At 29.4% G+C, this 25054-nt stretch carries 24 protein-coding genes; 20 read left to right on the top strand and 4 right to left on the bottom strand.

Features of this window, described 5'->3' with window-relative positions; translation table 11 throughout:
* Positions 1-7 precede the first annotated feature (7 nt).
* Positions 8-466 carry a GNAT family N-acetyltransferase gene (locus tag B2S02_RS11390; protein ID WP_346876294.1) on the top strand — a complete coding sequence of 153 codons (459 nt, stop codon included), beginning with the start codon at positions 8-10 and terminating at the stop codon, positions 464-466.
* An 80-nt stretch (positions 467-546) separates the two neighbouring features.
* Positions 547-1347 (top strand): MerR family transcriptional regulator, encoded by an 801-nt coding sequence (locus B2S02_RS11385; RefSeq protein WP_346876295.1) that lies wholly within the window; start codon positions 547-549, stop codon positions 1345-1347.
* Positions 1348-1418: 71 nt separating this feature from the next.
* Here the strand turns inward: B2S02_RS11385 and B2S02_RS11380 are convergent, their stop codons facing one another.
* Together B2S02_RS11380 and B2S02_RS11375 are read right to left on the bottom strand one after the other, a co-directional pair.
* Entirely contained in the window at positions 1419-2300 is an 882-nt protein-coding gene (locus B2S02_RS11380; RefSeq protein ID WP_346890759.1) for a nitroreductase family protein, read from the bottom strand.
* A gap of 174 nt (positions 2301-2474) precedes the next feature.
* Positions 2475-2675 (bottom strand): thioredoxin family protein, encoded by a 201-nt coding sequence (locus B2S02_RS11375; RefSeq protein ID WP_346876296.1) that lies wholly within the window; start codon positions 2673-2675, stop codon positions 2475-2477.
* A gap of 584 nt (positions 2676-3259) precedes the next feature.
* Here B2S02_RS11375 and B2S02_RS11370 point away from each other — a divergent pair.
* Positions 3260-4576, top strand: a complete 1317-nt coding sequence (locus B2S02_RS11370; protein ID WP_346876297.1) for an HAD hydrolase family protein — start codon at positions 3260-3262, stop codon at positions 4574-4576.
* Positions 4577-4783: 207 nt separating this feature from the next.
* On the opposite strand, the gene B2S02_RS11365 is transcribed toward B2S02_RS11370, so the two are convergent.
* The gene (locus B2S02_RS11365) at positions 4784-4966 is read right to left on the bottom strand and encodes a hypothetical protein (protein ID WP_150845295.1); all 183 of its coding nucleotides are present in this window, start codon (positions 4964-4966) and stop codon (positions 4784-4786) included.
* Positions 4967-5345: 379 nt separating this feature from the next.
* Here B2S02_RS11365 and B2S02_RS11360 point away from each other — a divergent pair, with 379 nt between their 5' ends.
* The 7 genes from B2S02_RS11360 (at position 5346) to nifJ (ending at position 15451) form a co-directional block, all read left to right on the top strand.
* Entirely contained in the window at positions 5346-6065 is a 720-nt protein-coding gene (locus B2S02_RS11360) for an accessory gene regulator B family protein (protein WP_346876298.1), read from the top strand.
* A gap of 41 nt (positions 6066-6106) precedes the next feature.
* A complete protein-coding gene (locus B2S02_RS11355; RefSeq protein WP_346848737.1) occupies positions 6107-6841 on the top strand; it encodes a LytTR family DNA-binding domain-containing protein in 735 nt (244 codons plus the stop codon).
* Entirely contained in the window at positions 6828-8057 is a 1230-nt protein-coding gene (locus tag B2S02_RS11350) for a sensor histidine kinase (RefSeq protein ID WP_346876299.1), read from the top strand. The genes B2S02_RS11355 and B2S02_RS11350 overlap by 14 nt, the downstream gene beginning before the upstream one ends.
* Before the next feature lie 235 nt (positions 8058-8292).
* Positions 8293-9096, top strand: coding sequence for a hypothetical protein (locus tag B2S02_RS11345; RefSeq protein ID WP_346920713.1), 804 nt, complete (start codon positions 8293-8295; stop codon positions 9094-9096).
* Between the two features lie 13 nt (positions 9097-9109).
* A complete protein-coding gene (locus tag B2S02_RS11340; protein ID WP_346876300.1) occupies positions 9110-10243 on the top strand; it encodes an ATP-binding protein in 1134 nt (377 codons plus the stop codon).
* A 6-nt stretch (positions 10244-10249) separates the two neighbouring features.
* Positions 10250-11653 carry a VWA-like domain-containing protein gene (locus B2S02_RS11335; protein ID WP_346876301.1) on the top strand — a complete coding sequence of 468 codons (1404 nt, stop codon included), beginning with the start codon at positions 10250-10252 and terminating at the stop codon, positions 11651-11653.
* Positions 11654-11932: 279 nt separating this feature from the next.
* Positions 11933-15451, top strand: a complete 3519-nt coding sequence (gene nifJ / locus B2S02_RS11330; RefSeq protein ID WP_346920712.1) for a pyruvate:ferredoxin (flavodoxin) oxidoreductase — start codon at positions 11933-11935, stop codon at positions 15449-15451.
* Positions 15452-15664: 213 nt separating this feature from the next.
* On the opposite strand, the gene B2S02_RS11325 is transcribed toward nifJ, so the two are convergent.
* A complete protein-coding gene (locus B2S02_RS11325; RefSeq protein WP_346876303.1) occupies positions 15665-16585 on the bottom strand; it encodes a type II CAAX endopeptidase family protein in 921 nt (306 codons plus the stop codon).
* A gap of 238 nt (positions 16586-16823) precedes the next feature.
* Here B2S02_RS11325 and B2S02_RS11320 point away from each other — a divergent pair, with 238 nt between their 5' ends.
* The 10 genes from B2S02_RS11320 to B2S02_RS11275 all read left to right on the top strand — a co-directional run bounded on the left by B2S02_RS11320 (position 16824) and on the right by B2S02_RS11275 (position 24914).
* Complete coding sequence (locus B2S02_RS11320; protein WP_346876304.1) at positions 16824-17192, top strand: arsenate reductase family protein; 369 nt, start codon at positions 16824-16826, stop codon at positions 17190-17192.
* Entirely contained in the window at positions 17161-18222 is a 1062-nt protein-coding gene (gene aroB / locus B2S02_RS11315; protein WP_346876305.1) for a 3-dehydroquinate synthase, read from the top strand. The genes B2S02_RS11320 and aroB overlap by 32 nt, the downstream gene beginning before the upstream one ends.
* A gap of 11 nt (positions 18223-18233) precedes the next feature.
* Entirely contained in the window at positions 18234-19517 is a 1284-nt protein-coding gene (gene aroA / locus B2S02_RS11310; RefSeq protein WP_346876306.1) for a 3-phosphoshikimate 1-carboxyvinyltransferase, read from the top strand.
* Positions 19495-20571 carry a chorismate synthase gene (gene aroC, locus B2S02_RS11305; protein WP_346879090.1) on the top strand — a complete coding sequence of 359 codons (1077 nt, stop codon included), beginning with the start codon at positions 19495-19497 and terminating at the stop codon, positions 20569-20571. The genes aroA and aroC overlap by 23 nt, the downstream gene beginning before the upstream one ends.
* A gap of 23 nt (positions 20572-20594) precedes the next feature.
* Positions 20595-21101 carry a shikimate kinase gene (locus B2S02_RS11300; protein WP_035134743.1) on the top strand — a complete coding sequence of 169 codons (507 nt, stop codon included), beginning with the start codon at positions 20595-20597 and terminating at the stop codon, positions 21099-21101.
* Between the two features lie 95 nt (positions 21102-21196).
* Positions 21197-22351, top strand: a complete 1155-nt coding sequence (locus B2S02_RS11295) for a helix-turn-helix domain-containing protein (protein WP_346890755.1) — start codon at positions 21197-21199, stop codon at positions 22349-22351.
* A 140-nt stretch (positions 22352-22491) separates the two neighbouring features.
* Positions 22492-22983, top strand: a complete 492-nt coding sequence (locus tag B2S02_RS11290; protein ID WP_346879091.1) for a sigma-70 family RNA polymerase sigma factor — start codon at positions 22492-22494, stop codon at positions 22981-22983.
* Positions 22980-23648: a zf-HC2 domain-containing protein gene (locus B2S02_RS11285; RefSeq protein ID WP_346879092.1), complete on the top strand. Its 669-nt coding sequence runs from the start codon at positions 22980-22982 to the stop codon at positions 23646-23648. The genes B2S02_RS11290 and B2S02_RS11285 overlap by 4 nt, the downstream gene beginning before the upstream one ends.
* A gap of 600 nt (positions 23649-24248) precedes the next feature.
* Positions 24249-24428, top strand: a complete 180-nt coding sequence (locus B2S02_RS11280) for a hypothetical protein (RefSeq protein ID WP_346848750.1) — start codon at positions 24249-24251, stop codon at positions 24426-24428.
* 288 nt (positions 24429-24716) lie between these two features.
* Positions 24717-24914: a hypothetical protein gene (locus B2S02_RS11275; RefSeq protein WP_346876312.1), complete on the top strand. Its 198-nt coding sequence runs from the start codon at positions 24717-24719 to the stop codon at positions 24912-24914.
* The last annotated feature ends 140 nt before the right edge of the window (positions 24915-25054 follow it).

The raw sequence follows: 25054 nt of genomic DNA, 5'->3' as shown, positions 1-25054 counted from the left end.
GTCTAAAATGCTAAATATTGAAATTATTTCAGGCTCAAAGGAACTATTAGAATATGTAAGTCCACTGTGGGATAAGCTTAATAATCATCATAAAAATAAATCTATAAATTTTAAAGAAAAATATGAGAAGCTCTCATTTAAGGAAAGAAGTAATGGATTCCTTATTTACAAGAAGGACAATATAAATATTAATCTAGTTAGGGACAAAGATAAAAAAATATATGTGGGATATTGTATTTCTACAATAAATAGTGGTCTTGTAGGAGAAGTTAGTTCTTTATATATAGAGCCTGAATATAGGACGTATGGGATTGGTGATGAACTTATTAAAAGAGCCATTAAATGGCTAGATGATAACAAGGTTAATAAAAAAATAATTGGAGTAGCTGTAGGAAATGAGGATGTACTTAAGTTTTATGAGAGGCTTGGATTCCGGAGTAGAACTATTATTTTAGAGCAGTGTTAACAATGGGAGGCAGTAATATGTCTCCTATTTTCTTATAAGGTTATAATTTAATTTTATTTAATATATGAGGTGAAAACGAAGTGAAATTTAGTATAGGTGAAATGGCTAAACTACATAATATAAACATACAAACTTTAAGATACTACCATAATATTGGATTATTAGTTCCTGTAGAAGTAGATTCTAAGTCAGGTTATCGATATTATGATAGTACTTCTAGTCAGAGATTGTGGAAAATAAAAGCATTACAGTCTACGGGATTATCTCTTAGTGAAATTATGAAGGTTTTAAGTGGAGATATATGTGAAACAGAAAAATTGTTTAATAATTTGAAAAATGTAATTGATGAAAACATAGAGAACTTAAAAAAAGTTTCTTGTTATGTAGAAGAGCAATTAAAAAATATAAATGATTTAAGGGAAGGAAATTATTCTACAGAGCCGAGAATTATGGTATTAGAAAGAAGGGAAGGATATTTAATAGACGTAAATGAAAATAGCACTATAGATAATGTAATAAGGTCTTTGGTAAGTTTTGATAGAAATTGTAGTATTAGTGTAGAAGTTATGTTTAAGCCGTCAAGGTTAATAAATATTAATGATAAAGGAGAAACTCATCTTAAAAGTTATCTGGCTCTTAGCAAAGAAGAAAAGCTAAATGATTCTAAGAATAAATACACATTAAAAGAAGGGGTTTATGGAGTCATTGACCATATAGGTAGTCGGGACAGTTTAAAAGAAAGTTATGATAGCTTATTAAAATATATAAAATCTTCTAAAATGGAATTACAAGGAATCGGTATAGAAGAATTAATTATAGGGCCAAACATATCTGATAATAATGAAGAATGGGTGAGACAGATTCAGCTATTATTGAAATAGTAATTATCGTGAAATATTTAAAGGATATAATTGGTAGTTTATTGACTAATTATATCCTTTAATTTTAAAATTTATTTGTCATCAGTAGGAAAGTCCTCTCCCATAATCCATGTAAATCCATATGCCTTAAGAGCTTCTATAAAATTCTTATTTCCTATACAAGACCAATTTGCTTTATAGTGAAGACCAAAGTATCTTTGGGCCATATTAATATAACCTTGCTGTTCTATAGATGTAATAATCTTATTACTGTAATCTTCGCCACCTATATCTAAAGTCACTTCTTTCATTGATGCCATATTAGTTGGACTAAGGGGAAATTTTTTAGAATTGTATTTTTCATTTTGTAGTTTTACTAAAGTGTCTATAGTTAAGTCTTTATAGCTTTCCTCATGAACTATGGCTTCTATGCCTAACTTTGGAGCAGGAATTAAAGGTTGATTTGGATATCCAATACTTAAAAGAACTACAGGGAATACGCCTTCTGGAATATTAAATATAGATTTTAATTCCATAAAACAACTTTCTACTGTGCCTATATATACAGAGCCTAAACCTATAGAATCAGCAGCAGTACAAATATTTTGAGCACATATTATTGTATCTTGAAGAGCAATCCAAAAATGTCTATAACTCTTGGTAGCTACAAAAGGAGCATCAGAGGCTTCACACCAACGTTGAATTCTTCTCCAGTCAATACAGAATAGAAGATTAACAGGTGCATTTTTAACTAGTGATTGCATATCGCATTCATTAACTAAACGTTCCTTAGTATTATCATCAGTTATCTTTATTATAGAGTAAGGTTGAAGATTTCCTCCAGTAGCAGCATGTAAGCCGCAAGATATAATCTCATTCAATAGTTCATCAGGAATTTTCTTGTCTAGAAAGCTTCGGCAACTTGCACGTTCACATAATAATTTGATAGTATCATTTAAATATTCTTTATTCATAAAATCATCTCCTAAATTCAATATTTTATATTTCAAAGGTTAAACCCTATAGGGACTATAGAGTCAAGGAAGTTTATACAAATATAAAATAATTTTAATAATTATTTTAAGTGAAGATATAAAAAATACCTTTTAGTTATTATATAAATTACTAAAAGGTTGAAAAGAATATTATTAAAATATTAAACTATAATATCTATTTATATTTTTATCTAACTCATTCATGACAATGAATCTAGATTCTCTTAGGGTTTCTTTTCCTTGAGTAAAAAGTAAAATTGTAGGTGCTGTAAAAACTGAAAATTCTGCACACAAGGAAGGAAATTCATCAATACTAATTTTTATAGATTTAACCTTAGGATAATTAGTAAGCAAGTCATCTACTTTACAAAGCAGGTCATCATTTCCTCAAAAACATTTTCCAGTAAAGAAGCATAAAAGTAAATCCGTAGTATCAATTAGTTTTAAAAGGTCTTCTTTAGAATTTAAGCTATTCATTTATGAACCTCCTATTAAGTTTATATATTTATATTATCTTATAAGATATAACTTTATTCATTATAAAAGTCAAATCAAAACTTAGATAAATACATCATTTAAATATCTTATTAATAAGTAGAAAGACACCAATTCCCAGACAAAGAAATATAATCATAATAATTATAGGTATGAGTTTAAAAAATTCAAGCATGAGTTTCTCCCCCTTAAAATCCTATATTTATACTTATTTTATAAAGGTAATGACAACAAATTCCATATAATTGGAATAATTATATATGGAAAATATGATGAATGTCAATATTAATTATGTATATAAACTTCAGAATAACTAAAATTCATTAGATTTTAAAGAATATTTGAATATTTATATGTAAAATTAGAATACGTTTAAATATAAAAAGTTATAAATACTCATGATATAATGTATTATAAATTATTAGTTAAAGAAGGGGATTTTAATGCCAAGGATAGGAATGAGGATTATAAAATCAGCAGTGGCAGTCTTTATATGTTTTTTAATATATTTAGTAAGAGGCACAGGAATGCCATTCTATTCAGCAATAGCGGCAATTTTATGCATGCAACAAGGTGTGGAGAGTACTAAGCAGGTTGGTTTAAATCGTACCATTGGGACTTTAATTGGAGGTGCCTTTGGAGTGATAGTGTTATTATTAGAAAGAAGATTTATACCTGAATCTATGCCACAACTAAGATATCTATTAACATCTGTAGCTATCATACCTTTAATATATACTACTATATTACTTGAAAGACAAACAGCATCCTATATTAGTTGTGTAGTATTTTTAAGTGTGGCTATAAATCATGGAGATGATGTAGTTCCTTATGCATTTACTATTAATAGGATTATAGACACTTTAATTGGGATTTTTGTAGCGTTAGGGGTCAATGCTATGAGGTTACCTAAGAAGAGAAATACCAAAATTTTGTTTGTAAGTACACTAACGAATACTTTAATGGATTCTAAAAATCAAGTTAGTGCTTATACTAAGGTAAAACTAAAGGAAATGATAGAAGAAGGAGCACTAGTGACATTAGTAATAGATAAAACTCCAGAAACTGTAGCACCTATAGTTAGTAGTATGGATATTAAGTTACCAGTAATTACAATGAATGGAGCAGCAATATATGATTTTAATAAGAAAAGCTATGTTTACCATGAAGGAATAAATAATGAAATAGCTGAACGAATCTTAAATATATGTGATGAGTTATCTATAAATACCTTTACTCATACTATAATTAATAATGTGATGCACATTTATTATGGTAATTTTACTAATGAAGAAGAAAAGAGATTTTATAATTTAGAGAAAGTACTTCCATTGAAAAATTATATATATAGTAAACTACCACAAGGGCTAGACGTAATTTGCATCATGGTTATTAACAAGATAGATAAAATAGAAATACTACATAATAGGCTTAAAGGATGTAGGGATTATAAAAACATCAAGGTTATATATGAAAGATATAACGAAGATTACTATATTTTAAAAGTGTATAGTGGTAAAACATCTAGAGGAAGCGCTTTGATAAAGTTAAGAGAGATGATTAAAAGTGAGAAAGTAGTTGTATTTGCTGGTGTAGAACAGGATAGTTCTATGCTTGAAGTAGCAGATGAAGGATATGTAGTAGAAAATGCATCTATTACAGTTAAAGAAAATAATTCACAAATCATAGGAGATAATGAAAGTGATTCTGTAGTAAAGACTATTAAAAAAATATTTTATTCAAAAGTAATTAATTATTAAACTAATATATTAAATTTAAAGCTTCATTATTTTTATTTATCAACAAAAGGAAAACACGGTAAAGTGCTAAAAGATTAGAAACTTTACTGTGTTTTCTTTTTTATATAGGGGACATTGACTTTACACTTTATAGTCACAATTACAATTAAATTGGTTAATTACATATATTAAGTTAAACTATTGAATATAATCTATTATAATAATAACCTAATTATTACTATGAATTTTACGCAAGTTACATATAAGGAGTAGTAATACACAAATACCTAAAAATGCAATGGTAGTAGGGTCAGATGTCTTTATTAATCTAGGTACTGAAAATAAGAAAATCAATATAGCTATAATAGAAGCTATCAAATCTAATTTTAAATCTTTTCTGATAGATTTCATCAGAAGCACCTCACAATAAAAGATTCTAAATATAAATATAAGTTTAGTATAAAATGAATATAGAGGTGCTTTATATATATTAATGAAAGGAATTTGAGATTATTATTTCTATTAATATTTTACTGGTGTTGTAATTAAACCACCTCTATATAAGTGTGTTATTCATGTATGATTATAGCTTAAAATAATCTTGTAGTGTGGTTTTTGGAACGAAAGGTTAAATATCGAACATGTAAGTTAAGAATTAATGTAAAATAAAGTTTAAGTGTGAAAAATAAGGAATTTTAGGTATGAAATAAGTAATTTCATGAAAATTCAAAATAAAACATATAGCAATGGTGTATAATTTTGTTAAAACTTGAAATTAAGAAGGGATTTTATGATTAGTATTTTAGTAAAAAAAATTGTGAATTTTATTGCTACAGAATCTAATATAGAAGATATATATTATCTTGATAGAATTAGATATGGGGTAGAGATTTTTATAAGTGAAGGGATCAAATTCTTTATAATACTTTTAATATCTATTATGCTTAAAAGATTACCTGAATTTTTCATAATTACAGTATTAATTTTAGGGGTTAGAACTAAACTTGGAGGTGGGCATTGTAAAAGCTTTGCAAGATGCTTTATAAAGACTACAGGAATATATTTAAGTATGTATTTTTTATCTTCTATAATAATAATACCAAGATTCATAAGAGTTTTAATATTAGTATCTGTTATAGCTACAATTTTTACTGCTAAATATAGAACTAAGATTAAAGCAATAGAAGATCCTAAGGTAATTTTAAAATTAAAATTAAAGACAAGCTTCATATATTTATTTACATATACTTTAGTAAGAGTAGTAAATGATTCTGTGTACATAAATCTTGTATTATTATTTGGAACATATATGATTTATGAATATTATATGAATAACAGGGGGAAATCTGTAATGAAAAATTTAATGAAAAAATTCGACTTAAGAAAACTTATGAGTGGTGTATTAACTAATGCTAGTATAGGAGTAGGAGAAGCAGCACTGAAATCTTCTTCTATATTCTTTTGGGGAGAAGTTGAATTACCATTAGAATTAAGAGAAAAAAGAAAGTAATAATTATCTAAAATGTGCTATAATTGTTAGGGGTGATGAAGATGCAATTATTGTTAATAGAAGATGATATTATTCAAAGTGATAATTTGTCTAACCTAATTAAAGAAAGCTATAATAATGTGGAGCTCCTAACGGCACATTCATTTAAAGAGTCATTAAAAGTCATTAGTGAAAAAAATGTTGACTTATTCTTTATTGACATTAACTTACCAGATGGATCTGGGATAGATATAGCTAAAAAAATTAGAGCTATGGAAGGCTATGAATTAAAAGGAATAGTATTTATAACAAGTCAAGGTTATCAGATGGTAGATGCATTTAAAAATATACACTGCTATGATTTCTTAATAAAGCCTTATAGTAAAAAAGATATTAAAAGAATCATAGATGTGTTTATGAAAGAAAATGTTAAAAAAAATGACAATCGAAAGTATAGTATGATAACTATAGAAAATAAAATAACCTATAAACTCTATCATGATGATATAGTTTTTGCTGAGTATATACCAAGGAAGTGCAAAATTGTAACAGTTAAGAATGGAGTAATTTATGCAAAATTATCTCTAGGGAAGCTTTTAAGTATGATTGAATCAAATAGTATAGTACAATGTCATAAATCCTTTATTGTAAACACTAAATATATAAAAAGAATAGACAAGATGTATACTAAGTTATGGAAAGTACATTTTGTTAACATCAGCGACATTATTGACTTATCTATAAGTTACTGTGAAAAAGTATTTGAAATTTTAGGGTATGAAAATGAGTATAAATAATTTTTTAGAGTTGTTTACATTAGGTATGATTTGCAATATTTTATTTGATAAAATTAATATTAAAAATGTTTTAATTTCTATTATATTAGCATATGTTTTTGGTATTGTTATAAAAATACCAGTAGTTACTATAGGAGCTTTAACTATAATATATGCATTCATAAATAAATTTTTACATAATGACACTTTTTATAAATCACTAATAAAGATAACTATATCGTTATTAGTTTTAATGATAGCAGAAAGTATTGTTGGAATTATAGTAGGTATATTAGATATTAATACAGAGAGTATAAATTTAACCTTAACATTAGTGGGTGTATTTACAATTACCTTAGGTACTATATATTACTTTACTAAATATATTAAGGTGAATATTTCAACTATACCTAAGATAAGTACTAAAATTATCATAACAGGAATAGTTAATTTATTTCTAATATTAACTATATTAATATTTATAAATGATAGTCATTTTATAGGCAGTGGATTAAGAATTGGATTATTTTCAGCATTGTTAGTATTCATTGTAATAACCATGATTTTGTGTAGGGATATATATAAAATTATGAAGGAAAATGAAATATTAGAAATTCAAAATAAATATAATTTGATTTTAAATGAGTATATTGAGAAGTTAAGGGCTAGTGAACATGAATATAAAAATCATTTAAATGTGATATACTCAACTCTTCAGGTGGGAAATTATGATGAAGTTAATAAAGTAATAAAGAAGTATATAGAAGATATAACTTATAAAGATACTTTAACAAAGCTAATGGCAATAGATAATATAATTTTAAGAGCTCTTATTTATAGTAAAATTTGTGAAGCAGAAAAAGCCGATGTAAGCATAAAGTGTAACATTAAAAATAGCTTGAATAATATAAAGATTAGTCAATCAGATATGGTAATTATATTAACTAATTTACTAAATAACGCTATAGAAGCAGCTAAGGAGAGTCCAAATAAATTAGTTGAGATATATATAGATGAAGATTATTCTACCAACGGTAGATATGTTATCACTATAAAAAACACTGTAAAAGATATGAATAAAATAAATATATCCTCAATGTTTAAAGAAGGATATTCAACTAAGGGTTCTAGTAGGGGCTATGGACTACATAATGTTCAAAAAATAGTGAGTGGTAATAAAGGCAATATTTTAATAGAAACAGACGACGATATGCTTTCTGTTGAAATACATATTTAAAAACATAGAAAATGGATATCAATTAATTTTGATATTCATTTTTTGATAATAATCATATATACCTTGAAGAAATTATAATAAAGTTATTGAAAAAAGCGCTTTTAAATATACTATAAAATGATATAATTAAATGGAGAATTATTATTACTTAATAAAGTCATTGTTTAGTGAAGGTTATGCAGTTATAAGATTTTATAAGTCTTATGTGTGCTATGAACCTAGGAGGAATATGGTTATGGATTATAATAGAGCTATAGAAGTGGTAAAGAGGAATCCAATTATTATAAAAACTATAAAGAACCCAACAGAAGAAATGAAGCTTTTGGCCGTAGAGAAGGATGGAATGTCTCTACAGTACATAAAAAATCCAACAGAGGAAATGAATATAAAAGCATTGAAGAGTAATATAAATGCTATTGAATTTATAGATGAGCCTACCTTAGAAATGAAAGAGTATGCAGTAAAGGAAAGCTGGAATACTTTAAAATATATAGATGCTCCTAGTGAAGAACTAGTAAATCTAGGGATTGAACAAAAGGGATGGGCTATTCAGTATATAAAGAATCCTAGCTGTTATCTTCAGAGGTTGGCTATTGAGAAAAATTATGATTCCATTAAGTATATAGAAAATCCTTGTGAAGAGGTGCAGCTAGTGGCTGTAAATATTAGCTATGATGCCCTAAGGTATATTAACAATCCTAGTGAAAAAGCTGAGATATCTGCCATTAGAAATAATGAAGCTGCTATTAAGTTTGTTCATAATCTAGATAAAGAAAAGATGATAAAATTTTTAAAAGAAAATATACTAGTAATTAAGTATCTTATAAAAGATATTTCTATAGAAGAGCTCGAAGGAGTATTAAAAGAAAGATTATCTAGTGAAGATATAGAAGAGAGATATGTAAGAAATTTTATCAATTGTGAAAGTATAAATAAAAAGTATAATAATATTTCTATGGATAAGATTATATTTATTCATAAGTATGGAAGTAGTAGAGCAAAAAGAGTTGCTATAGATGAAAAGCTAAAGATTATGTAGGAGGATAATGCAAATGAACTTTAATGATACATTAAAAAGTGTAGAGCTTGTAATAGAAACTAATGAAGTACCTCTTATTGTAGGAGAGAGTGGAATAGGCAAGACTGCTCTTGCAAAGACTTTGGCGAGACAAAGAGAATGGAGTTTAGTTGTTATAGATGGAAACCTTTTAAAGGAGGGTGAAATAGGTGGACTCCCTACAGTGGAAGAATATACTATTAAAGATGAACATGGAAGAGTAGTAAGTAAAAAGACAACTATCTATGCTATTCATACAAAGCTTAGAGAAATAGATAATCTTATTTTAGAAGGTAAAGATGTACTTTTATTTATAGATGAAATAAATAGGTGTGAGCATAGTGTACAACAAGAGCTTATGAATTTGATATTAAATAGAGAGATAAATGGATATAAGCTTCATTATAAAGTAAAGATATTAGCTGCAATGAATCCATCCAGTAAATACGGCTCAGACTTTGATTATCAAGTAGTAGATATGGATGCTGCCCAAGAAAATCGATTTGTTTGGCTTAACATGGAAAGTGATGCAAAGGGTTGGATTAAATGGGCTTCGGAAAATAAAGTTGATAGAAAAGTAATAGAATTCATATCTACTTTTCCAGAGCATCTACACAGTATTAACGAAGATGATATAAGGGCTACCCCACGAAGCTTTGAAAGAGTGTCTAAAAGTTATAAGTTATATAAAGAAAATAAAGATAGTATACCAAGAAGAGTATTTTTAAATGTTTTAAGGGGGAATCTTGGAAGAATTATTGCAGAGCAACTTATGGATTTTATGGAGTCGGATAATACTGCTTTAATTTCTCCAGAAGAAGTATTTGAAGAAGAAGTTTTATCAGAGCAGGTTAAAATTAGGATATCCAATGAGAGCCACACTAGATTATATTTAACAGGAAGTAATATGATAAATTATATTAGCAGCAAAGTTGAAGAGCTAGAAGTAGCAGCTATAAAGAGAGTTATAGATAGATTTGTAGAGTTTCTTAGCTTTTATCCAGTAGATTTGATGATTGGAATTATGCAGGATATGAGAGAAAGTCAAAAAAAAATATATAATTTCATATTAGAAAATGAAGACTTTGTAGAGAATTACTTTGCAACTTATACTGAGATAAAAGGGTAGATAGGCATGAGTAAGAATTTTGAAGAATTAAGGGTTGAGCTTTATAATAGGGTAACTAATATAGTTAATGGTGGAGAGATGTTTAAAGCCAGAAGAGATGGCGAAAAATTTGTAGTAGATATGCCAGAAGACTTAAAGTTGGAGTTTTATAGACTAGTAGATAGAGTAAATCTAGCCATGATGGAAGAGAAGGAAAATTTCTATGGATACTTTTTATTTCAGGTAAAAAGAGAAATAAGATATGATATAGCTACACCTACAGCCATAAGTTTTAAGGGAGCTAAATATATTGTTTATTTTAATCCTTTTATATTTTTACAACTTAATTTGAGTCAGATGCAAGGGACTATAAAACATGAAATACATCATATTTTAGCATTACATTTAGTAAGGGCAAAGGAATTAAGAAAAAAATACAGTACCTTAGCTGTTAATATGGCTATGGACATAGTTGCAAATCAATATGTTAATTTCTTACCTGCCTATGCAACTACCTTAGAGTGGGTAAATACAAAATATAATTTGAAGTTAGAACCATATAATTCTATGGAGTACTATGTGAGAGAAATTCAAGGAGAATTGGATTTGTTAGAAGAGGACAAAGAAGGAGAAGAGGATGATTCTAAAGGTGATACTAAGGATGAATATGATCCTAAAAAGACTCATGATACCTGGGATGAATCTGATGATATAGATGATAAAACTCTGAAGTCTTTTACGGAGAAATTTGCAGAGCTTTCTAGTAAAGGAAAGCTTCCAATAGAGATAGAAGCTATGCTAAACACTTTAAAGGGAAGTGAAAATGAAATCCCATGGAATATTTATTTAAAAAAAATAATGGGAACCTTAGAGAGTAGTAAGAAGAAAACTGTAACAAGAAGAAGTCGAAGACAACCTAATAGATTAGATTTAAAAGGGGAGTTAAGAGGTCATAGGGCTAAAATTGCTGTAGCTATAGATATAAGTGGAAGTATAAGTGATGCTGAGTTTATGCAAGCTATGAAAGAAGTACTTTCAATAGTAAAAAATTATAATAGTGAAGTTACTATAATAGAGTGTGATAGCAATATTAGAAGAACATATAGGGTTAAGTCTGTAAAGGATATAAGAGAAAGGGTTACTAAAGGGGGAGGAACACAGTTTACTCCTGTATTTGAATATATAAATAACACTGACACTAACTTACTTATATACTTTACTGATGGTAAAGGTGAAGATAACTTAAAGGTTACTCCAAAAGGTTATAGAACTTTATGGATAATATCAGGCAGAGGATATAAATTATCTTTAAAGGAGCCTTATGGAGTAGTAAAGAGGCTTAAGGCTATAGAAGAGAAGGATGAGTTTATAGATATACATGACGTAAGAAATGATGGTTGGTCCATGAATAGTGTTGAACCTACAATATAGAGTATTAAAAATTATATAGTTTTACCAATGAGGCTTTTACAAAATAGATAGCTCTGTTTTGTGAATGCCTCATTTTCTTATAGTTAAGTAATAAGTCTTTAATAAATTTTAATGCTATACATAATATCCACTTATTTAGCTCAACATATAAATGGTATAAGAGTAAAAATTAAAGATTTATAACTTAGAGCAAAGTAACAAAAGGCTATTGAGGCATTAGATATATGTCTCAATACCTTCATATCAATATATTTAAACTGTAAGAAAAGAGGTAATAACATGAGAAAAATGAAGACTATGGATGGTAATACAGCAGCAGCACATATATCCTATGCATTTACAGAAGTAGCTGCTATATTCCCAATTACACCATCTACACCTATGGCTGAGCTAGTAGATGAATGGGCCGCTAAGGGGAGAAAAAATATATTTGGTCATCCTGTTAAAGTAGTAGAGATGCAATCTGAGGCAGGGGCAGCAGGAGCATTACATGGTTCCTTACAAGCAGGAGCTCTATCATCTACATATACAGCATCACAAGGTCTATTACTTATGATACCTAACATGTATAGGATGGTAGGAGAAAGATTACCTGGAGTTATACATGTTGCAGCTAGAGCTCTTACTACGTCATCCTTAAGTATATTTGGTGACCATCAAGATGTTATGGCTACAAGACAAACAGGATTTGCAATGCTTGCAGAAGGCTCTGTTCAGGAGGTTATGGATTTAGCAGCAGTAGCACATTTAAGTGCTATAAAGGCTAGAATGCCATTTCTTAGTTTCTTTGATGGCTTTAGAATTTCCCATGAAATACAAAAGGTTGAGGTTATAGAGCAGGAGGAACTTGCAAAACTAGTAGACTATAAAGCTATTGATGAGTTTAGAAAAAATGCTTTAAATCCAGATCATCCAGTTACAAGGGGAACTGCTCAAAATCCTGATTTGTATTTTCAAATGTGTGAATCACTTAATAGATACTATGAAGATATACCTACTGTAGTAGAAAATTATATGAGTGAAATAACAAAACTAACAGGAAGAGAATATCACTGTTTTGATTACTATGGAGCACCGGATGCGGATAGGATAATCATATCAATGGGTTCTGTATCTGAAGTAGTTGAGGAAACTATAGATTATCTAAGAGATAAGGGAGAAAAGGTAGGACTTGTAAAAGTAAGACTTTATAGACCTTTCTCTATAGAGAAGTTTATAAAAGCTATGCCAAGTACAGTTAAGAAGATAGCAGTACTTGATAGAACTAAGGAGCCAGGTTCTATAGGGGAACCTCTTTATCTAGATGTAGTAAGAGCACTATTTGGAAAAGCAAATGCTCCATTAGTAGTAGGTGGAAGATTTGGACTTGGTTCAAAGGATCCGATTCCAGCTCATATAGCTGCCGTATTTGAAAATCTTAAAGAAGATAAACCTAAGGATAGATTTACCATAGGAATAATTGATGATGTTACAAACTCATCACTAATGCCAAAGGAGGATATAGATGCTACGCCAGAAGGCACAACCTCGTGTAAGTTCTGGGGATTAGGTTCTGACGGTACCGTTGGAGCTAATAAGAGTGCTATAAAGATTATTGGAGATCATACAGATATGTATGCTCAAGGATATTTCTCTTATGATTCTAAGAAATCAGGTGGAATAACTGTTTCTCACTTAAGATTTGGTAATAAACCAATTAAATCTCACTATACCATTGACAAGGCAGATTTTGTTGCTTGCCATAACCAATCCTACGTATATAGCTATAACTTATTACAAGGATTAAAGAAGGGTGGAAAATTCCTTTTAAATACTCAATGGACAGAAAAAGATTTGGAAGATAGATTACCAGCTGACTTAAAAAGATATATATCAGAAAATAATATAGAGCTCTACATCATAAATGCAGTTAAAATAGCCCAAGAAATTGGGTTAGGTGGAAGAATAAATATGATAATGCAAGCTGCCTTCTTTAAGATAGCAGATATCATACCTATTGAAGAAGCAGTAAAATATTTAAAAGAAGCAGTTATAACTTCCTATGGTAAGAAGGGTGAAAAAGTTGTAAATATGAACCATGCTGCCATTGATTCAGGAATAAATTCTATAGCTAAAATAGAAGTTTCAAGTAAATGGAAGGATGCTAAGGATGATAAGTTAGATATAATGAAGGATTATCCTGCATTTATTAAGGATATTGTAGAACCAATGAATAGGATGGAAGGAGATGATATTCCAGTTTCTACATTGGTTAGAGAGGGAGTAGATGATGGTACCTTCATGGCAGGTACTACTGCCTTTGAGAAGAGAGGAATAGCAGTAAATGTACCACAGTGGATTTCAGAGAACTGTATTCAATGTAACCAATGTTCATATGTATGTCCACATGCCACTATTAGAGCCTTTCTATTAGATGAAAAAGAAAAAGAAAATGCTCCAAAGGATATGAAGTTGCTAGAAGCCAAGGGTCTTAAAACAGAAGCTCCAATGTTTTTCCATATAGGAGTTACGCCTTTAGATTGCACTGGATGTGGAAACTGTGCAGAGGTTTGTCCAGCTAAAGAAAAAGCTTTAGTTATGAAACCACAGGATAGCCAACATGATCAAATAGAAGTCTGGAATTATGTTGTAGAAAAAGTTGCAAACAAGAAGAATCCATTGAACAAAAATACTGTGAAGGGTAGTCAATTTGAGCAACCTCTCCTTGAATTCTCAGGTGCATGTGCAGGATGTGGAGAAACTCCATATGCTAAACTTGTAACTCAATTATTTGGAGATAGAATGATGGTAGCTAATGCTACTGGTTGTTCATCAATTTGGGCAGCTGGAGGACCTTCAACAGCCTATAGACCTAATAAAGAAGGCTATGGACCAGCATGGGCTAACTCACTCTTTGAAGATAATGCTGAGTATGGTTTTGGAATGTTTATGGCTGTTAAAACCATAAGAGAAAGAATTGCACAGAATATAAGAGAAGCTCTAAGTGGCAATATCTCAGAGGTAGCTAAGCCTGTGTTACAGGATTGGTTAGATAACATAGATAAGAGTGAAGGTACAAGAGATAGAGCAACTAAGTTAACCCAAGTTCTTCAGAAAGAAAATAGTGAAATAGCTAAGAAGATACTAGAAGATAAAGAATTCTTTGTTAAGAGATCTCAATGGCTATTTGGTGGAGATGGATGGGCTTATGATATAGGATATGGTGGCCTTGACCATGTATTGGCATCAGGAGAAAATGTAAATGTATTAGTCTTTGATACAGAAGTTTATTCTAATACAGGAGGTCAATCATCAAAATCAACTCCAACGGCTGCGGTAGCTAAGTTTGCAGCATCAGGAAAACGAACTAAGAAGAAGGATTTAGGAATGATGGCTATGAGCTATGGTTATGTATATGTAGCTCAAGTATCCATGGGAGCAGATAAAAATCAGACTATAAAAGCTATTTCAGAAGCTGAAGCTTATGATGGACCATCATTAATAATAGCTTACTCTACATGTATTAATCATGGTATTAAAGCTGGAATGTCTTATTCACAAGAAGAACAGAAGAGAGCAGTAGAGTGTGGATATTGGACTTTATATAGATATAATCCAGATTTAAAAGGAACTAAGAATCCATTCTCCTTAGATTCAAAAGCACCAAATGGAAGCTTTAAAGACTACTTATTAGGTGAGGTTAGGTATGCATCTTTAGCCAAGGTATTTCCAGAAGTAGCAGAGGAATTATTTGCAAAGACAGAAGCAGATGCTATGGAAAGATATAATAACTATAAGAAGTTATCAACTCAAGAATAAAAAATTAGAAGACCATTTCATAGTTATGATATGGTCTTCTATAATTTAGATACATTATGAGTTTTTATTAATATAAATTTTTAAAGCTTTAATGATAAGTACCAGTGCATAAATACCTAAACCCCAAAACAATAAAATTATGGGTAAAATAATTAACATAGGAATAAAAGCAAATAAAGTCTCCATAAAAGCCTCCTTATAATATAATATAATTTAATATGATTCACTTGGTGATGTAGAAATAGATTTTTTGGGAATAAACACCACAAGCAATGTAGATATAATTAATACAATTGTACAAGCAAGACCACCCTCAGCTCCGAAGTTACCACCAGATAGTAAAGAGTCACTAAAACTATTAACTTTCAAAATAGAAGGTCCTATGTTCATTCCACTAACAAGAATTCCATATATATTACCTTGAGCAAAGTTCCACATGGTATGAATTGCACATACTCCAATAATATTATCTGTACGATAGGCATAAACGGAAAAGAATATACCAACTAAAATAATATTAATCATTGGTAGTATAGAAAATCCTGAATTAAAAATGTGGAGAAACCCAAATAAACAGGAGTTCAAAATAATACCGAGAATAATTCCATTTTTAGCAGCAATTGAAGTTAATAAAAAGCCTCTACATAGAAATTCTTCACTGGCACCTTGTATCATAAAACCAATAAAGAAAATAATAATTAGAGGAAGAGAAGACAGAGTAACCTTAACAAAGGATAAGTGTCCAGAAATCATTAGAATCAATACAACAGCACTAAACATAACAAGCCCTACTATTAATCCAATGACATATTCTTTAAAAGCACCTTTTTTTATTAACCCCATGGAGCGAAGATTTCTTTTTTCACTAAACTTGCAATATAAAATACAGAGTATAATTAAAAATCCAGTACCAAATAAATTTATAAGAGTTAAAGTTTCATTATCTATGGTCATAGATAATCCATTGGATTTAATCACACTTATAAAACCTATTATTGCCATAGGAATCACAAGTATAAATTGACTTACTAAAATAAGAACTAAGGATATAAGTAAGTTGAGAAATGGATTGTGTTTCAGTTTAGCTTTTTTTGCTTCCTCAATCATAACGGAATGTGTGTTAAAAAATTTCATAAGAATCCCCCAATTAAAATTATAAAATATACACAGTAATGTATATGTAACATTATATTATATTTTACACTATATATATTAATTCACAATATATATAATATAAAAGGAGTAATTTAATACATAGGTTTCTATTAATGAATTCATATGTGAAAATATAATTCATTAATGTATAATAATTAGTAATAAATATTTTATAATAACAGTAAGTAACTATTTAAAATAAAAGGAGAGAACATATATGAGCATATTATTTATTCAGTATCCAAAGTGTACTACATGCATTAAGGCAAAAAAATTTCTTGTTGAAAATAACATAGAATTTCAGGATAGACATATAGTGGAGAATAACCCAACGAAGGAAGAGTTAGATTTATGGCTTGACAAAAGTGGACTTGAGATTAAGAAATTCTTCAATACCTCAGGAAAGCTTTATAAGGAAATGAATTTAAAGGATAAGATTAAAGACATGTCAAAGGATGAAGCCATAGAACTTCTTTCTACTAATGGAATGTTAGTAAAGAGACCTATACTTATAGATGGAGATAAAGTATTAGTGGGATTTAAGGAAGATAATTATGAGAAATTTACAAATAAACCTTCTCAATAATCAATATGAAATTCTCATTAAATCAGGAATTATAAACAGTATAGGTGAAGAGATTTCAAATATATATGAAGGAAATAAAATAGCTTTAATTACTGATGAAAATGTAGATAAATTTTATGGAGATATAGTTAAAAAGTCTTTAGAGGATAATGATTTTAAAGTTTTAAAGGTGGTTTTGAAACCTGGTGAAAGGAGTAAATCAATAGAATCTTTAATGAAGCTATATAATGAACTTTTAGATTTTAAGCTAAATAGGGGAAATTTAATTATAGCTTTAGGGGGAGGAGTCATTGGAGATTTAGCAGGCTTTTGCGCAGCTACTCTTTTAAGGGGAATTCCATTTGTTCAAGTTCCAACATCACTACTTGCCCAAATCGATTCATCTATAGGAGGTAAGGTTGCTATAGATTTACCTAGGGGAAAAAACTTAATAGGTAATTTTTATCATCCTAGGGCAGTATATATTGATCCTCAGGTGCTTAAAACCTTAGAAAAGAGATATGTAAATGATGGATTAGGTGAAGCTATAAAATATGGATTAATAAAGGAGAAAGAGCTCTTTGAAAAGTTTGAAAGTATAGAAAGCTATGAAGCTTTATTTGAATATATAGAAGATATAATATATAAATGCTGTAGTATAAAAAAACAGGTAGTAGAGCAGGATGAAAAGGACAAAGGAGAGAGGATGATTTTAAATTTTGGTCACACCATAGGCCATGCTATAGAAAAGCTTGAAAATTATAAGGGTGTTTCTCATGGAGAAGCTGTAGCTATAGGGATGTACTCTATAGCCCTTAGATGTGAGGAGTTAAATATATGTAAGGATGGAGTTGCTAACAGAATAAAAAGTCTACTAGATAAATTTAACTTGCCCTATGATTTCCAAGTAAAGACCAGGGAAGATATTATTAATGCTATTTCAGTAGATAAAAAGACAATAGGAGATTTTATAAACCTTATTCTTATTGAAGACATAGGTAAGGTTTTTCTTCATAAGGTTACTCATGAAGAATTAGAAAAATTTATTTAGGAGGAAAAGCTATGGATAAAATTATAATAAAACCCAAGTTACTTAAAGGGAATATAGTTGTTCCTTCTTCTAAAAGTTTAGGGCATAGGGGGATAATTGCAGCTGCTCTAAGTAGAGGGATATCTAGGGTGGATAATATACAACTTTCTAAGGATATTGAAGCTACTATGGAGATAATGAAGGAGCTTGGAGCAGTTGTTAATATTGAAGATCAAAACTTATATATTGATGGAAGAAAGATGTTTTCCTATGAAAAGAAACTAGATTTAAGATGCAGAGAATCTGGCTCAACTCTAAGATTTCTAATTCCACTAGCTTTAACCAAAGATGGTGACTATATATTTCATGGAGAAGGAAAGTTAATTTCAAGACCACTAGAACCATATTATGAAATCTTTGAAGAAAAGGGTATAAAATATTCAAGGGAAGAGGACGGTTTACCTTTGAAGGTAAGCGGAAAACTTACTAGTGGTACATATAGAGTAAGGGGAGATATAAGCTCACAATTTATAACAGGGCTACTGTTTTCTCTTCCCATTTTAGAGGGGAATTCTAGAATTCAGATAACTACAAAACTAGAATCTAAGGGATATATAGATCTTACTTTAGATACTTTAAAGGATTTTGGCATAGAGATAGAAAATAATAATTATAAAGAGTTTAATATTAGAGGAGCCCAAAAATATAATAGTAGAAACTATTATGTAGAGGGAGATTATTCTCAGGGAGCCTTTTTTTTAGTAGCAGGGGCATTGGGTTCTTCTATAGTATGTTCTGGTCTAAATAAGGATTCTCTTCAAGGAGATAAGGTCATATTAGATATTTTAGAAGCTATGGGATGTAATGTGGAAGAAAGTGAAGAAGGTATAAAAGTAAAACCTTCTAAGACTAAGGGCATAGAAATAGATGCCTCCAATTGTCCCGATTTAGTTCCAGTTCTTACGGTGCTTGCTAGCCTTTCAGAGGGGGAAACTAAAATAGTAAATGCTAAAAGACTTAGAATTAAAGAGTGTGATAGACTACATGCTATAACTAAAGAGTTAAATAAACTAGGAGCAAATATAATAGAGTTAGAAGATTCTTTAATAATATCAGGTGTTAATGAATTAAAGGGTGGAGAAGTTGATTCTCACAATGATCATAGAATAGTAATGGCCTTGGCCATAGCAGCCACAAGAGCTAATGGTGATGTAATCATAAATAATCCTAGTGCCGTAGAGAAGTCTTATCCTAATTTCTTTAAGGATTATTTTAAATTAGGGGGTGAAGGTGATGAGTTCAATTATAGGAAATAAAATAAAAGTATCAGTTTTTGGGGAATCCCATGGTGATACCATAGGAGTTATAATTGATGGGTTGCCAGCAGGTCATAGGATAAATTTTGACTTTGTTCATGAAGAAATGAGAAGAAGAGCACCAGGTCAAGATTCATTGTCTACTTCTAGAATAGAAAAAGATATACCTAAGGTTTTAAGCGGAATTTTTGAAGAAAGAACTACAGGGGCACCACTATCAGCCATAATTGAAAATAACAATACTAAATCTAGGGATTATTCAGAGCTTAAGGTAAAGCTAAGACCAAGTCACTGTGATTACCCAGCCATGATTAAATATGAAGGGTATAATGACTATAGAGGTGGTGGACATTTTTCTGGTAGGCTCACAGCTCTTTTAGTCTTTGTAGGAGCAATATGTAAGGATATTTTAAAGGAATATGATGTGTATATAGGTGCACATATAAAGTCTATTGGAAAGATAAAAGATCATGGCTTTGACAAAGTAAATATAAGAAAAGAATTATTACAAGAATTGAGGAAGGATAGATTTCCTACCTTAAATAAGATTATTTCCGAAGAAATGAAAGAAGAAATTTTAGCGGTTAAAGCTTTAGGAGATTCTATTGGAGGTGTTATAGAAGGAGCTGTTATTAACCTACCAGTAGGACTTGGAAGTCCAATGTTTCACTCAGTAGAAAGTGTATTATCCCATATGCTTTTTTCTATTCCAGCAGTTAAGGGAGTAGAGTTTGGAGAAGGATTTAACATCTCAACACTAAGAGGTAGTGAGGCAAATGACCAGTACTATATTGAAGGTGAGGACATAAAAACCTATTCTAATAATAATGGGGGGATTCTAGGTGGAATTACTAGTGGAATGCCAGTTATATTTTCAGTAGCATTTAAACCAACGCCATCTATAGCTTTACCACAGAAAACTGTAAACATGGATACAAAAGCTGATGATATTTTAGAAATTAAGGGAAGACATGATCCTTGTATAGTACAAAGAGCAGTGCCAGTGGTGGAGTGTGTCACTGCCATTGCTATTTTAGATATGATGCTTCAATAAGCATTCTAGAAGGGAGAAGAGTTTTGAATAATATCATATTAATAGGTCTTTCAGGATGTGGGAAAACATGTCTAGGTAATATAATTAGTAAGGATGAAGAAATAAATTTTATTGACTTAGATGAATATATAGAAGAAAAAAACAATATGACTATAAAGGAAATGTTTAACATTAGTGAAGAATACTTTAGAGATAGGGAAACAGAAGCAGTTAAACAGGTTTCTAAACTAGAAAATACTCTTATAGCCACAGGGGGTGGCGTTATAAAGAGAAAAGAGAACATGGATGCATTAGGGAAAAGTGGATGTATAATATTTATAGATAGAAAACCGGAAAAAATAATAGAAACTTTAGATATATCAAATAGACCTCTTTTAAAAGAAGGAAAAGATAAGATATATGACTTACATAAAGAAAGGTATAAGCTCTATAAAAAATATGCTCATATTACTATAGATAATAATGATAGTAAGGAAAAGGTTATTAATATTATAAAGGATATAATTAAAATTAAGCTCCATAAGCGTTAGTATTAATAGATATATTCCTTAAATCTTATCTGTTTATAAAGTCATATATGGATCCTTTTTAATATTATATTAATATAGAGAATTGAGGTGAGATTATGGATACTAAGAAAATACTGTCTATCATAAAACGGCAAGAAGGATTAAAGTTAGATTTTAAACAAAAGCTTTCCTTAGATTTTGAAAGTGGCAAAAAAGAACTAGCTAAAGATGTTTGTGCCATTGCTAATTCAAAGGGTGGAAGAGGATATATAGTTGTAGGTATTGAGGATAAAACAAAAGAGTTAATAGGCTTAGATGAAAGTGAAGTTTTCACAGAAGAACAAGTACAACAAATAATATCTTCTAGATGTGAGCCACCAATCCCAATCTCTGTAGATGAGTATAATATAAGCGAAAAAAGGATTTGTATAATTACAATATATGATGGAGAACAAAAGCCATATCAACTTAAGGAAAATGGAGCATTTTATATCAGAAGAGGCTCTACCACTGACACTATGAGGAAACAGGAACTCGTAGAAGCCTTTGAGGAGAATTTAGACTTTTTTATTGAAACTTCCCAAGTGGTAAGAAGTGATATAAACCTTATAAATATGGAAATAGTAAAAAACTATTTTCATAAAAAAGGTATAGTTATTAATAGCTCTAATGAGAAATTTCTTATGAGGAGTGCAGGAATATCATATACAGATAAGGATACTGGAGAAGAGAAATGTACCTTGGGTGGTCTTTTAGTATTTTCTGATAACAATAGTCTTTGTATACCTCAAAACATGATTAGAATAACTAATAATTTAGGTAAGGGAAAAGACCGAGTAAATGTTGTACAAGGTAATCTCTTATCTATGATAGATAAAAGCGAAGATATATTAAGAAAAATATTACCTAAGAATTATCCTATAGGAGCTATAGTTGAGGCAATAAACAATGCAGTGTTTTATAGGGAATATTCTTCCATAGATAGAGTTATAGAAGTGGTGATATCTAGAAATAGTACAATAGTTAATAGCCCAGGACAAATGATACAGAACAATTCCACAGGAAAAAGAATTAACTATAATAGAAGAAATATGTGGCTTTATGAAAAACTAGTAACACTAGATGAAAATAAAAGATTTTTAAACAATGAAGGTGGATTTGGAAGGATAAAAAAGCCTTTCAAAAAAAATGTGACCTTTATAAACTCTAGAGCAGAAGATTGTTTTAAGGTAATCTTACCAGGAACAAAACTCTATGAAGGTAAAAAATAGTGATATTAAGGCTAATTAACATTAAATTTATAATCCTTATAAGTAAAAGATTAGACGATAATGTAAGAACTAGAATTTATCGTCTAATTTTTTTGTAACGAAATTAATATTTTACGGACTTACTAATAGGAGGTGAAAATGTGGAAGATATAGAAGTGTACTATAAAAGCCATGGGAAAAAGGTGTATTACTATTTATTATCTATGGTACATGATGATAATTTAGCACAAGAGCTAACACAGGAAACTTTTTATCAGGCTATGAAAACTATTAATAAATATCGTGGGGATTGTAAACCTTCTGTATGGCTTTGTCAGATTGCTAAACATGTTTGGTACAAACACCTTGAAAAGAATAAGAAATATGAAACTATTTCAATGGAAGAAATAAAAATAGATATAATGGATTCTTATGATCTAAATTCTGAGGTTATGAATAGATTTGATAAGTTAGCCTTTTATAAGAAGCTGAGGGAATTAGATGATAATATGAAAGAGGTTATTTATTTGCGAATTTCGAGTGATCTATCTTTTGCAGAAATAGGTGAAATAATAGGGAAATCAGAGAACTATTCAAGGGTAATGTTCTATAGGGGAAAAAAGAAGTTAATGGAAGGAGAGCTAACAAAATGAAATTAGATTGCTATATAGTAAAAGATTTATTGCCAAGTTATGTTGATAATTTGATAAGTGATGAAACATGTAGAGATATAGAAGAGCATCTAAAAGAGTGTAAAGATTGTAATAAAGAATTTCAGCAAATGATAAAACCTATGTCTATTTCAGATAAAGAGAAGCAAAACAATACCAAGGAAGTACATTATTTTAAAAAATGTAAGAAAAAATATTCAACAATGGTTAAGTTATTGATTGCAATAGCAGTTATATGTGCATTGTTATTTGCAGGATTAGTTATAACACTAACCTCGGCATATCATCAGCAGTATAATAATAAAGGCGTAGGCAATTATTTGCATATGAGTATAGAAGAGAATGAAAGTATCGATTTTATTGGAGATTATGATGATTATAAGATATATACCTATAAATTAGAAGAAGCATATTTTATTGATTTTTTTGCAAATCGAATAGAAATAAAAGATGCATTTGAAAAGGGTAAGATATCATTAAAAGATATGACTAAACATTTAGAACTAGTAAATGAAGAAAATGGTAATAAGATATACGAATTTGAAAACTATCAAATTATCTTTAGTAAGGACAAGTGTGTAATAGCTCCATTATCTATAAAGGGAGAAGGTATAATTCAAGCTGTTGAAGACTACGTAGCAGAATAAGATTATTTGTTCACCAATTTTGTTATTTAATTGGAATTTCATGCACAGAATATACCGTTTTGTGCATTTTTCTATAAAATAAGCTGATTATAGGTTACAATGTGGTTATTAAAATCAATACCCTTTAAGTGGAGATAGATTTAGTAGTTTAGCTAGATATGTCCGAGGTTAAGGATTGTTTAATTTGAAACTTACAAGAAATCCGTTTTCTCTGATTTATGTTTTATAATGATTAAAATTATGTATAAAGGAGTTATAAGCATGGATTTAGTAATAATCATGTTAATCCCATATATTATTGTGTTATTATCACAAATTTTCTATAAAAAAAGCATTTAAAAAATGGTAAGAAAACAGATAGTACAGAGTATTTAGTTGCAGTAGTATTTGGAAATAGTGTGTTGGCTTATGTATGTTCAAATTCTGCATTTACAGATACTATGCGTACTACAATAATAGGGCTTTTCACAGTTTTATATGTAATATTTTGGGTTATATGTTTAGGTATAGATAATAAAAAATAAAATTAAGAAAACAAAATTTAATATTAGAAAAAACTCAATTTTAGTAGTTTAGCCTTTGAAAGGAGGAAAAAAGATAATGAAAAAAGTAATGTGGTTAGGTCTTTCTATAGAAATAACAGTCTTGACAATAATGTTATTATTTGTTGTATTCCAGAAACCAGTACCAGGATTACTCGTTGGTATTTTTGTAGTTGGAATGTTAACAAGTATAATATCTTCATTTTTCGTACAACGAGAGAAGATTAAAGAAAATTAAACTATTTAAATATACAAAATTTTATATAGGAAACTAGTTAAATATGATCCTAGGTAACTATATAACTAGTTGTTGGCACCGTGGGGGTTTGTGGGTTTTTTGAATATTTTTATTTATTAAATATTAGTATTTAAGTCTAGTTCTTTTCTGACTTTTTTTATTCATATAATATATAACCCCATGTCTTATAATATTATTATTACATTATGATAATTTCACAAATTTAGTTAATCTAAGGAGTTTATATATTATAAGTGAAATCATATATTTATTTGTGAGGTATGTATTATGAAAAAAGTACTGGCTTGTTTAGTGTTTATATTCATAGGAATAGGATGTTTTTATTTTGCATTTCAAGATGGGGTAAGTGCTACTTTAGGAACAACTTTAACAATAGTTGGAGCCATAGCGTTAGGAATTGGAATTTATAGAAGTTGCCGTTGTGGAATTATTAAAGAGGTAATAGATATTTTATTTCATTTATAGAGCTATAAACAATAAAATAGTTAGTATAGTAAATATTATGTATGAAGTGGAGTATAAAATTGTGAAAGAAAAAAATCATTGTGTTTATAAAGTTATTAGTGATTTTTTTTATTATTGGTATAGGCTCTGACTATTTATTT

Origin of the sequence: Clostridium sp. UBA7339 (assembly GCF_002470865.1) — a bacterium.
GTDB lineage: Bacteria > Bacillota > Clostridia > Clostridiales > Clostridiaceae > Clostridium_J > Clostridium_J sulfidigenes.
This window is presented reverse-complemented; position numbering and strand designations above follow the sequence as displayed.